At 33.7% G+C, this 12,256-nt stretch carries 12 protein-coding genes; 6 read left to right on the top strand and 6 right to left on the bottom strand.

What is annotated here, in order from left to right:
* Window positions 1-6: 6 nt before the first annotated feature.
* The 4 genes from BM246_RS14295 to BM246_RS14280 form a co-directional block, all read right to left on the bottom strand.
* Window positions 7-564, bottom strand: coding sequence for a hypothetical protein (locus BM246_RS14295; protein ID WP_139221899.1), 558 nt, complete (start codon window positions 562-564; stop codon window positions 7-9).
* Between the two features lie 41 nt (window positions 565-605).
* Window positions 606-1,127, bottom strand: a complete 522-nt coding sequence (locus BM246_RS14290) for a DUF4136 domain-containing protein (RefSeq protein ID WP_074938819.1) — start codon at window positions 1,125-1,127, stop codon at window positions 606-608.
* A 166-nt stretch (window positions 1,128-1,293) separates the two neighbouring features.
* Window positions 1,294-2,289, bottom strand: coding sequence for a GTPase ObgE (gene obgE / locus BM246_RS14285; RefSeq protein WP_042497003.1), 996 nt, complete (start codon window positions 2,287-2,289; stop codon window positions 1,294-1,296).
* A gap of 190 nt (window positions 2,290-2,479) precedes the next feature.
* Window positions 2,480-3,589, bottom strand: a complete 1,110-nt coding sequence (locus BM246_RS14280; RefSeq protein ID WP_074938817.1) for an adenylate kinase — start codon at window positions 3,587-3,589, stop codon at window positions 2,480-2,482.
* Between the two features lie 138 nt (window positions 3,590-3,727).
* On the opposite strand from BM246_RS14280, the gene BM246_RS14275 reads away from it, so the two are divergent.
* From BM246_RS14275 to BM246_RS14265, 3 genes are all read left to right on the top strand, one after another.
* Complete coding sequence (locus BM246_RS14275; protein ID WP_074938814.1) at window positions 3,728-4,882, top strand: 5-(carboxyamino)imidazole ribonucleotide synthase; 1,155 nt, start codon at window positions 3,728-3,730, stop codon at window positions 4,880-4,882.
* A 31-nt stretch (window positions 4,883-4,913) separates the two neighbouring features.
* The gene (gene purE, locus BM246_RS14270; RefSeq protein WP_042497002.1) at window positions 4,914-5,396 is read left to right on the top strand and encodes a 5-(carboxyamino)imidazole ribonucleotide mutase; all 483 of its coding nucleotides are present in this window, start codon (window positions 4,914-4,916) and stop codon (window positions 5,394-5,396) included.
* A 160-nt stretch (window positions 5,397-5,556) separates the two neighbouring features.
* Window positions 5,557-7,593, top strand: coding sequence for a M3 family metallopeptidase (locus BM246_RS14265; protein ID WP_074938811.1), 2,037 nt, complete (start codon window positions 5,557-5,559; stop codon window positions 7,591-7,593).
* Window positions 7,594-7,728: 135 nt separating this feature from the next.
* On the opposite strand, the gene BM246_RS14260 is transcribed toward BM246_RS14265, so the two are convergent.
* Both BM246_RS14260 and xrtF read right to left on the bottom strand, forming a co-directional pair.
* Window positions 7,729-8,166: an exosortase F system-associated membrane protein gene (locus BM246_RS14260; protein WP_074938807.1), complete on the bottom strand. Its 438-nt coding sequence runs from the start codon at window positions 8,164-8,166 to the stop codon at window positions 7,729-7,731.
* On the bottom strand, window positions 8,159-8,710 hold the full coding sequence (gene xrtF / locus BM246_RS14255) for an exosortase family protein XrtF (protein WP_074938804.1): 552 nt from the start codon (window positions 8,708-8,710) through the stop codon (window positions 8,159-8,161). The genes BM246_RS14260 and xrtF overlap by 8 nt, the downstream gene beginning before the upstream one ends.
* Window positions 8,711-8,779: 69 nt before the next feature.
* Here xrtF and BM246_RS14250 point away from each other — a divergent pair, with 69 nt between their 5' ends.
* The 3 genes from BM246_RS14250 (at window position 8,780) to BM246_RS14240 (ending at window position 12,245) form a co-directional block, all read left to right on the top strand.
* Complete coding sequence (locus tag BM246_RS14250; protein WP_074938802.1) at window positions 8,780-9,235, top strand: GAF domain-containing protein; 456 nt, start codon at window positions 8,780-8,782, stop codon at window positions 9,233-9,235.
* Window positions 9,236-9,488: 253 nt separating this feature from the next.
* Entirely contained in the window at window positions 9,489-11,021 is a 1,533-nt protein-coding gene (gene purH, locus BM246_RS14245) for a bifunctional phosphoribosylaminoimidazolecarboxamide formyltransferase/IMP cyclohydrolase (protein WP_042496998.1), read from the top strand.
* Window positions 11,022-11,216: 195 nt separating this feature from the next.
* Window positions 11,217-12,245 carry a rod shape-determining protein gene (locus BM246_RS14240; RefSeq protein WP_042496995.1) on the top strand — a complete coding sequence of 343 codons (1,029 nt, stop codon included), beginning with the start codon at window positions 11,217-11,219 and terminating at the stop codon, window positions 12,243-12,245.
* Window positions 12,246-12,256 lie beyond the last annotated feature (11 nt).

Here is a 12,256-nt window from a genome sequence, read left to right as displayed (position 1 = left end):
TGTTTCTTAAAAATCAATACTATCATTTATCTTAACGCTTAGCTCATTATCATTAGGAACGATAAATTCATCAGAAAAACGTTTGGCAGCATCATAATCTTCAGCCTGAACGCCTACCCAATAATCATCACCAAGCAACTTAAAGAAAAAGCGCTCATCAACATGTTTCTCATAAAACGCTTGTATTTCTGTATGATTATCTTCTTTTAAAGTATTTGTTACCGAATCAGTATAGGCAGTTCGAATAACTTTTTCTTTTAAATAATAAATATATGTAGTGTCTCTATGGAAGAGTAACGCTTTTGGCTCACCACTACCACCATCCCAATTAATGTCTTCTGGTTGTATTCCTAGTTTATACGTAAATCGATGTGTAGTGCCGTAATTATGCCCAGAAAACAGACCTATAGCAGTTGAAAGCGTTGTTATTTTTTCAACTTCCAAACGCTTCCCGTTTGATAACACTTTATGAGTTTTATCAACAATCACTTTATCTTCATAATCACAGCTAACAAATAAGCTAATAATTATAACTAGAATCCCTAATTTGATTATTTCCTTCAATTTAAAAATCATATTTTATATTTGAAACAGGATCTAGACACCTAATTTTTAGACGGATACTTCTTTAATATTTTAGCAACAATAGCACTTAAACGTGCTTCACGTTTTTCTGGCGAGCTATTTGGATTAAAACTAGATTCGCTAACCGCTTGCCAGTAAAGTTGCTTGATGTTTTCGTCAACAAAATCGACTGTTATTTGCCGTGTAACCTGTGCTTGCCCAAGAGGTAAACCTATAGAAATACCTCCGCCAACATTACCGCCTCCGCCGCCAACTCCTACGCCAACGGTTTGCCTTTGTGCGCCTTGAAATTCGGTGCTTTTTATGTCTATAAAAAAATCTGGCGTATCAGACAATGCAAAACCTTTAGCTTGCAGTTGTTCATCTAGAGCATTTAAAAGTCGCTTAGTATCCAGCTCGCTTAAACCGGTTTTCATGTCGGCATAATAATTATAGCTTTTATACTTGGTGAAATCTGTACCTTTTTCGTAATCGTAGTTTACATAAATAGGAGCACAAGATGCTACTAAAAATAATATAGCGAGAGTTTTAACAAATTTCATAGTCTTATTTTTTATATAAATTTAAACAAAAATTGTTCCGAATATGCATTACTTATTGTTCTGAATTAAAAAACCGCCAAGTATTGTTAAAAAACAAGACTTAGCGGCTTAAATAATGTTATAAAAAAAGGACTTTCCATTTTACAGGTTCGTCTAGATTATTTTATTAATTCAACATTTTCCAAAGTACATCCTTTAACTCTGTGATACCTTTTTGGGCTACAGACGAAATAAATAGGTACGGAATTGGCAATTCGTTGTCTAGCTCTACTTTTAACTCAGCCTGAAGTTCATCATCCAACATATCGCTTTTTGATATAGCGATAATCCGATCTTTATCCAACATTTCTGGATTATAACGACGAAGCTCATCAAGTAAAATATCGTATTGTTTTCTAATATCTTCCGCATCCGCAGGAATCATAAACAACAAAATTGAGTTACGCTCAATATGGCGTAAAAAATAATGCCCTAATCCTTTACCTTCAGCAGCACCTTCAATAATACCAGGTATATCTGCCATTACAAAAGTTTGAAAATCACGATACTTTACAATACCTAAATTTGGTTTTAGGGTTGTAAACTCGTAATCGGCAATTTTTGGTTTTGCAGAAGTTACTACAGATAAAAGTGTTGATTTTCCAGCATTAGGAAAACCTACTAAACCAACATCGGCAAGTACTTTTAACTCTAATGTTATGTACTTCTCTTCCATTGGCAAACCAGGTTGCGCATAACGAGGCGTTTGGTTCGTTGACGACCTAAAGTGCCAGTTTCCTAAACCACCTTTTCCACCTTCGGCAATAATTCTTTCTTCACCATTTTCGGTAATTTCAAGAATGATTTCGTTAGTTTCAGTATCACGAATTACGGTTCCTAATGGTACATCTAAATAAAAATCTTCACCATCGGCACCAAAACTTCTACTCTTCCCACCATTTTCTCCGTGACCAGCACGTAAGTGTTTTTTATACTTTAAATGCAGAAGAGTCCATAAGTTAGCGTTACCACGTAAAATAATGTGACCACCACGGCCTCCATCTCCTCCATCGGGACCACCTTTTGTAATATATTTTTCACGATGTAAATGCGCCGATCCACGGCCACCCTTACCTGAGCTTACATACATTTTTACGTAATCTACAAAATTTCCTTCTGTCATTTTCCAATTTAATATTAATAAGCACAACGCTTAAAATAGCAGTTGTTCCTTTATTTTTTCCGCGTAAGCGAAAAGTTTATTTTGTTAAATATTATTATGTTTTAATTTGCCTTTAACAAAATATAAAAAGCAGCAAACCAAAGTAACAATAGCATAAGGAGTATCTTGATTTACTCTTTAGTATTTTTTTTTACAATTTATCAATTGCCGTACTTAAACGTACAGTAATATCTTCGATACTACCTACACCATCAACACCAAAATATTTCTCTTGTGCGTTGTAATAATCTTTCAAAACAGCTGTTTTATTATAATACTCGGTAATTCTATTTCTTATAATAGACTCATCGGCATCATCAGGTCTTCCGCTTGTTTTTCCTCTTTCTAATAAACGACCAACTAAAATCTCATCGTCAACCTCTAGCGCAATCATTGCATTAATTTGCGAATCTTTAGCTTCCATTAATTTATCTAGAGATTCTGCTTGTGCATTTGTTCTAGGAAAACCGTCGAAAATAAATCCTTTTGCATCGGCATTTTTTTCAACTTCAGCATTTAACATATCAATAGTTACTTGGTCTGGAACCAACTCTCCTTTATCTATAAACGATTTTGCTAACATACCGAGAGCTGTTTCGTTTTTAATATTGAATCGAAAAACATCACCGGTAGAAATGTGTACCAAGTTGTATTTTTCTTTTAAAAAGTTTGCTTGTGTTCCTTTGCCTGCTCCTGGAGGGCCAAATAGCACTAAATTTGTCATGTGTTGTGTTTCTTTTATTTGATATACTTCTGGTAAATTTCTTCCTAAACCATCATAATCTAAGCCGTAGCCTACAATAAATTTATTAGGAATTTCTATACCAACATAATGTAGTTTAAAGTCTTTTTTATAGGCCTCAGGCTTGTAAAATAAAGTAGCAATTTTTAAAGCCTTAACATTCTCGTTTTTAAAAATACGATGTACTTCGGCAAGCGTATTTCCGGTATCTATAATATCTTCTAAAATCACAACAGTGCGGCCAGACAAATCTTGGGTTAGCCCAATTAAACGTTGAATATCTTCAGTAGACTTCACACCTTCATACGATGCTAATTTGATAAAAGTAACCTCACAAGGTTTTGGGTATTTTTTAACAAAATCGCTTACCACCATAAACGAGCCGTTTAATATACCAACAAATACAGGAACTTCATCTCCAATATCGCTCGCAATCTCATCGGCCATTCTTGCTAGTGCATCATCAATTTGTGCAGCAGATATAAATGGTTTAAAATATTTGTCGTGTAACTTTATCACCGTTATTAATTTTTGAAGTTGCAAAGATAATCAATAGATTAACGTTTTAGGCTTTTTTGATTTATGAATTGAAGCCTATTTTAAGATTATAACGTATTTTTGCTTACAATTTAAGATACTTTAGTTAAAAACAAGCAAATGAATTACTTCTCTTCTCATTTTAAACTCGGCATTTTAGGTGGTGGGCAACTCGGTAAAATGCTACTTTACAACACCAGAAAATTCGATATTTACACCTGTGTTTTGGAAGCTAGTAACGAGGCGCCTTGCAAGACAGCCTGCGACGAATTTCACCTTGGTGATTTAATGAATTATGATGCCGTTTACAACTTCGGAAAACAAGTAGATGTTTTAACTATTGAAATTGAAAACGTAAACATCGATGCCCTGGAAGCGCTTGAAAAAGAAGGCGTAAAAGTATATCCATCGGCAAAAACATTACGTATTATCCAGAATAAAGCAACACAGAAATTATTTTATGTAGATCACAACATTCCTACATCACCTTTTACTCGTTTTGCTTTTACTTCAGAAATAAAAGAAGCTCTAAATCATGGTGGCTTAAGCTTGCCTTTTGTTTGGAAATGCGCTCAGTTTGGATACGATGGTACTGGCGTAAAAATTGTTAGAACCGTTGACGATTTAAAAGATTTACCTAACGTAGAATGTATTGCAGAAAAGTTAGTACCCTTTAAAAACGAATTGGCCGTAATTGTTGCAAGAAACGCATCGGGAGAAACAAAAACCTACCCTGTGGTAGAAATGGAATTTCACCCAGAAGCCAACCAAGTAGAGTATGTTATTTGCCCTGCGCGTATAGATGTTGCTGTTGCTAAAAAAGCAGAAGCTGTAGCCTTAAAAGTTTCAGAAGCTATTAACCATGTTGGTTTGTTGGCTGTTGAAATGTTTCAAACCGAAAACGATGATATTTTAATAAATGAAGTCGCTCCAAGACCTCATAATTCAGGACACCAAACGATAGAAGCGAGTTACACTTCTCAATTTGAACAGCATATTCGTGCCGTTTTAAATTTACCTTTAGGTCGCACAGACAATAAAGTAGTTGGTGTTATGGTTAACCTTGTTGGCGCCGAAGGTTTTAGCGGCAATGTAGTTTACGAAAACATAGAAAAAATAATGAATATGGATGGTGTTACACCGCATATTTATGGCAAAAAACAAACACGTCCGTTTAGAAAAATGGGACATGTCACTATTGTAAATGAAGATTTGAATGAAGCGAGACGGATTGCCGAAGAGGTTAAGAAATCCATCCGAGTAATTTCAGAATAAAACATAATTATAAATTTAATTCATATAAAAAATGAATAAAGTAGGAGTCATCATGGGAAGCAAAAGCGACCTGCCAGTAATGCAAGATGCGATAGATATTTTAAAAGGATTTGGTGTTGATGTTGAAGTTGATATTGTATCGGCTCACCGCACACCAGAAAAATTATTCGACTACGGTAAAAATGCACACACCAGAGGTTTTGCAGTAATAATTGCCGGAGCTGGTGGCGCTGCACATTTACCAGGCATGATTGCATCACTATCACCATTACCAGTAATTGGAGTTCCTGTAAAAAGCAGTAATTCTATAGATGGTTGGGATTCTGTATTATCAATATTACAAATGCCAGGTGGTGTTCCTGTTGCAACAGTTGCTTTAAATGGCGCAAAAAATGCAGGAATATTAGCAGCACAAATTTTAGGAGCTAGCGATTTATATGTTCGCGAAAAAATAATAGCTTACAAAGAAGACTTGAAAGTAAAGGTTAACGAATCGGCTAAAGATTTAAGCTAATACTATAAAATGAAAAACCTCGAAATATAAATTTCAAGGTTTTTCTAGCTATTAACAATAATCCTATAAGAGTTAGTCACTCTAAAATTGTTGCAGCAAATTTACAATAATTTACTATGCATACATACTAAATTATAATTTTAACTTATATTTAATTAAAATGATAAAAGCATCTTTAATTACCCCGTTCCAAACCCCATACAACGCAGCTCCTTTTTTAGCTATTGAAAACGACGACTATCTTCCTACTTTTAAGGAAGCCATAAAGCAAGCCAAAGCTGAAATTGATGCGATAGTAAACAACACCGAAGCACCTAGCTTTGAAAACACCATTGTAGCATTAGATTTTTCCGGAGAACAATTAGATAGAATTTCGAGTATATTTTTCAATTTAAATTCTGCTGAAACCAATGAAACTATCCAAAAAATAGCTCAAGAAGTTTCTCCTTTATTATCAGAATTTGGTAATGACATTACATTAAACGAAGACTTATTTAAGCGTGTAAAAGCCGTTTACGATAATAAAAATGAGTTAAATTTAACTACGGAAGAACAAACCTTATTAGATAAAAGATATAAAGGATTTTCTAGAAACGGAGCTAATTTACCCGAAGACAAAAAGGAAAAATTACGCGAAATAGACAAAAAACTGAGTCAATTAAGTTTAAAATTCGGAGAAAATGTTTTAGCTGAAACCAATAAGTTTGAAATGCTTATTGTAGACGAAAAAGATTTAGCCGGTTTACCAGAAGGCACAATAGAAGCTGCAAAACAATTGGCAGAATCTAAAGAAAAAGAAGGTTGGTTATTCACTCTAGATTACCCAAGTTACATTCCTTTTGTAACCTATGCAGACAATAGAGAGTTACGTAAAAAACTAACTTTAGCGGCAGGCAGCAAAGCCTTTAAGGGTGACGATTTAGACAATCAAGGCATTGTATTACAAATTGTAAACCTACGTCACCAACGCGCTAATTTATTAGGTTACAAAACGCATGCGCATTTTGTTCTAGAAGAACGTATGGCGCAAACCCCTGAAAAAGTTTTAGATTTTTCTAATGAGTTGTTAGAAAAAGCAAAACCAGCTGCAAAAAAGGAGTTTGAAAACTTAGAGAAATTTGCAAAAGAATTAGATAACATAGACCAATTAGAAAAATGGGATGGATCTTATTATTCTGAAAAACTGAAACAAAAATTATTCAGTTTAGATGATGAACAGCTAAAACCGTATTTTAAATTAGAAAATGTAATTGATGGCGCTTTTACGGTCGCTAACAAATTATTCGATTTAAGTTTTGAAGAAATTGATACTATTGATAAATATCACGAAGATGTTTTAACGTATAAAGTTACCGATAAAAACGGTGATTTAGTTTCTATATTTTACGCCGATTTCTTCCCAAGATCAGGAAAAAGAAACGGTGCTTGGATGACATCTTACAAACCACAATATGTAATAGATGGCGAAAATAGCCGCCCGCACATTTCTATAGTTTGCAACTTTACAAAACCAACAAAAAGCAAACCATCTTTATTAACCTTTAACGAAGTGACTACCCTATTTCACGAATTTGGACACGCATTGCATGGTATGCTAGCAAACACTACTTACCCAAGTTTATCTGGAACCAGTGTGTTTTGGGATTTTGTAGAATTACCAAGTCAGGTTATGGAAAACTGGTGCTACGAAAAAGAAGCTTTAGAATTGTTTGCCAAACATTATGAAACTGGAGAAGTTATCCCAATGGATTTAGTTGAAAAAATAAAAGATTCGGCTAGTTTTCACCAAGGAATGCAAACATTACGTCAGTTAAGTTTTGGTCTTTTAGATATGAAATGGCACGGACAAGATCCATCAAGCATCTCAAATGTTAAAGATTTTGAAACTGAAGCTTTTAAAGACACCAACTTATATCCTAAAACAGAAGAGACTTGCATGAGTACCGCATTTTCTCATATTTTTCAAGGTGGATATTCATCTGGGTATTACAGTTACAAATGGGCTGAAGTTTTAGATGCCGATGCTTTCGAATATTTTCAAGAAGCTGGTATTTTCAATAAAGAAGTTGCTACCAAATTTAAAGACAACGTACTGTCGCAAGGTGGAACAGAAAACCCAATGGTACTTTACAAACGTTTTAGAGGTCAAGAACCAAAACCTGAAGCTTTATTAAAACGTGCTGGGTTAATAAAATAAATAATACAGATTAAAATAACTTAAGGTGTTTATGAGGTTTTCGAACTAAATAAGCACCTTTTTTTGTGTTTAAAATTGAAATACTCCATGTGTTCCTAGAGAAATAAACGAGCCTGTACTGCTTCAGAATAAAATCTACTTTAAATCTTTGGTAAGTTTGTAATAATAAAAAGCAGGCAGTAACAATATTAAAATTACAGGCTGAATTAAAAAGCGTCTCAAATTAAAAAAGAAGTAGTAATCGGTTTGTTTCGGGTTGATAACAAAATACAAATAGCCACAAATTAAAATAATAAAAGCCATAGCGTAAACCAAAACTGAAAACTTAATAATGCTTCTATCTTTAAAAACCACATAAAGAATCCCTAAGGAAACTAAACCGTTTAGAACATAGCGTAAAACTGTAAAAGCTACTAATTTTAATACTTCTCTACGCGGACTATCAATATACAAATAATCATTATGAAAGAAGGTTAAATATGGATCGTAAAACAATTCATTCTCAAACCATCGAATTAACACCAATACGGTTATCAATATAAAAAGCAGAATATATTTAACCGATTTAGACATTTTTTTGGTTTAATTTAGAAAAACGATTCACCCAAAAAATCCAAAGTAAAAATACAGCACCATAAATAATAGCTGGAAATACTACGGCATGTAAAAACTCCGATTGTTCTGGGTATTTATAAAGCCAAATCGATAATATTACAATGCGCAAAACATTAACCACATAGATGATTACACTCCCTGAAAGCAGATACAAAAGTGTAGCTTTCAATCTTCCTGAAAATGCAACAATAAAAGAGATAAATAGAATTAACACGCTTAATCCGTTACACCCTTCAATAACTCTAGCTACATAGGTATTACCTATCATTACCTTTAAAGAAGGCTCTTCTAGATGTGGCACCATTTCGGTAGCATAGCCAAATGTGTTTAGCAAATCTTTACTTTGCTCACCAACCAAATGCGTGAAATAATCTGGATAAAATTCAGAACCATCAGAAAATTGTAAATAAAATTTATAAATTACAGAAAGTGATAAGTACACCAACAAAAATGTAAGTATAAACTTTATTACCGACCTGTATTTTATAAAGAGTGTTTTCAAATTAAAATGCTATAAACAAAGTACCGAAATTACATCTTTTTAAATACTTTTGCCAAAACTTTTCAAATTATGATTTTAGAAACTCTAAAACCCCAAGTATCAGCAATTATTTCTAACCAAGACCTAGATAAAAACGAGCGTCTATTAAAAATATGCGAACTACTCGATAAAAACATAACATATTATAACTGGGTCGGTTTCTATTTTAGAAACGGCGAAAAAGAAGAGCTACTTTTGGGTCCTTATGTTGGTGCGCCAACAGACCATACTGTAATTCCTTTTGGAAAAGGTATTTGCGGACAAGTAGCCGTTAGCAACGAAAACTTTGTTGTGCCAGACGTCGCTGCTCAAGATAATTATATTGCTTGTAGCATTACTGTTAAAGCCGAAATAGTAGTTCCTATTTTTGTTAATGGCGAAAACATTGGCCAAATAGATATCGACTCTAATACGCCAGATCCTTTTACAGAATTAGACGAACGTTTTCTGGAGTTTGTTTGCGCGCAAGTTGCAACTATACTTTAGTAAAATTCTCTATTAAAAAATTAAAATATAGCAAGTTTATTTAAGTTGTTAGCACGTGGTGTTTGCGTTTTGCATTCCACTTGTTAACAACTTCTGTTTTTAGTTAAAAACTGAAGCGTCTTTTTTATTATTTCACAACCCATTTTTTAAACTAAATAAGTACTTTTGCAAATATTTTAAATTTTCAGCGTAAAAGACTGAAAAACAACAAAATTTCACATAAAAAAGCACTCTTAAACACAACACAACACCAATGAGCAACGAAAAAACCATTAAATCGGCACTAATTTCAGTATTTAGTAAAGACGGATTAGAACCAATTGTAAGAAAGTTAAACGAACAAGGCGTAACCATTTATTCTACCGGTGGTACTGAAAAATTTATTAACGATTTAGGTATAGACGTTGTTCCTGTAGAAGATGTTACATCTTACCCTTCTATTCTTGGTGGTCGTGTAAAAACATTACACCCAAAAGTTTTTGGTGGTATTTTAAACAGACAAAACCATGATGGTGATGTTGCTGAATTAGCCGAATATAATATCCCACAACTTGATGTTGTAATTGTTGATTTATATCCTTTTGAAAAAACAGTAGCTTCTGGAGCAAGTACTCAAGATATTATTGAAAAAATTGATATCGGAGGAATTTCTTTAATTCGTGCTGCTGCTAAAAATTATTCAGATGTTATCTGTGTATCTTCAGTTGATGATTATGCTGAATTTTTAGAACTTATTTCAGAAAATAACGGAAGCATTTCAGAAGAAAACAGAAAACGTTTTGCGGGAAAAGCATTCAACGTATCTTCTCATTACGATACTGCTATTTTTAACTACTTCAACCAAAACAATGAAGAAACAGTTTTAAAAATAAGCGAGACTAACGGTAAAACGTTACGTTACGGTGAAAACCCACACCAAAAAGGATTTTTCTTCGGAAACTTCGATGAGTTATTCACTAAACTTCATGGAAAAGAATTAAGTTACAATAACCTTTTAGATGTTGATGCCGCTGTTAATTTAATGAACGAATTTAAAAATGACGCACCAACATTTGCTGTATTAAAACACAATAATGCTTGTGGTTTAGCACAGCGTGATACGCTTCACCAAGCTTATATAGATGCTTTAGCTGGAGACCCTGTTTCTGCCTTTGGTGGTGTTTTAATTAGTAATAAAGAAATTGATTTAGCTACAGCTGAAGAAATACACAAATTATTCTGTGAAGTTGTTATCGCACCTTCTTTTTCTGCGGAAGCGCTAGAAACTCTTAAAGGTAAAAAGAACAGAATTTTATTAGAAATACATGATATTGAAATGCCACAAACAAACGTTAGAAGTTGTTTAAACGGCGTTTTAGTTCAAGATAGAAATAACATTACAGATCAGGCTGAAGATTTAAAAACAGTAACAACTTTAGCACCAACAAGCGAACAAGTGGACGATTTAATTTTTGCTTCTAAAATTTGTAAGCATACCAAATCTAACACTATTGTTTTAACAAAAAACAAAACGTTATTAGCCAGTGGAACAGGACAAACTAGTCGTGTTGATGCTTTAGAGCAAGCCATACACAAAGCACAAACTTTTAAATTCGATTTAAACGGTTCTGCTATGGCTAGTGATGCCTTTTTCCCTTTCCCTGATTGTGTAGAAATAGCAAAAAACGCAGGTATTACTTCGGTAATTCAGCCAGGTGGTTCTATAAAAGATCAATTAAGTATTGATTATTGTAATAGCAACAATGTAGCCATGGTTATGACAGGAACACGCCATTTTAAACACTAAATTCTATAGACGGTTTAAACTTCGTTTCTTCAGGAAACGCAAGTTTTAAACCGTCCATAAACTAATAAATTACGTATAACCTAAGAATACATTTGGTAAACAGAATTTTGAGCCCTATAAAACTCAGAATATTTAGTAACTTTTAGTACTTTTACGGGATTCGTATTTTAAACCATAATTAATTATTAATAGCACATGGGATTTTTTGACTTCCTTACCGAAGATATAGCCATAGATTTAGGTACCGCAAACACGCTTATTATTCATAATGATAAGGTTGTTGTAGATGCACCATCTATCGTGGCAAGAGATAGAATTTCTGGTAAAATTATTGCCGTAGGGCAAGAAGCCAGTTTAATGCAAGGTAAAACCCATGAAAATATTAAAACCATCCGTCCGTTAAAAGATGGTGTTATTGCAGATTTTGATGCTTCGGAACAAATGATTAGTATGTTTATTAAAAATATACCAGCATTAAAAAAGAAGTTCTTCACACCTGCTTTACGTATGGTAATTTGTATTCCTTCTGGAATTACAGAAGTAGAAATGCGAGCAGTAAAAGAAAGTGCAGAACGTGTTAATGGTAAAGAAGTTTACTTAATTCACGAGCCTATGGCTGCTGCAATTGGTATTGGCGTAGATATTATGCAACCTAAAGGAAACATGGTTGTAGATATAGGTGGTGGTACAACAGAAATTGCTGTTATTGCTCTTGGAGGTATTGTTTGCGACAAATCGGTTAAAATTGCAGGTGATGTATTTACAAACGATATTGTTTATTACATGCGTACGCAACACAATTTATATGTGGGTGAACGTACTGCTGAAAAAATAAAAATTCAAATTGGTGCTGCTACCGAAGATTTAGAATTACCTCCAGAGGATATGAGCGTTCAAGGACGTGATTTATTAACAGGAAAACCTAAGCAAGTATCAATTTCATATAGAGAAATAGCTAAGGCTTTAGATAAATCTATTTTACGTATTGAAGATGCCGTTATGGAAACCTTATCTCAAACGCCTCCAGAATTAGCTGCAGATATTTACAACACCGGTATTTATTTAGCTGGTGGTGGCTCTATGTTACGTGGTTTGGATAAGCGTTTATCTTTAAAAACAGATTTACCGGTTTACATTGCCGAAGATCCGTTGCGTGCTGTAGTACGTGGTACAGGTATCACTCTTAAAAACTTACCTAAATACAAAAGTGTATTGATAAAATAAAAGCATAAAAT

Source organism: Algibacter lectus (assembly GCF_900112395.1).
GTDB lineage: Bacteria > Bacteroidota > Bacteroidia > Flavobacteriales > Flavobacteriaceae > Algibacter > Algibacter lectus.
Note: the sequence above shows the minus strand (reverse complement) of the source record. Positions and strands in the feature narration are given on the sequence as shown.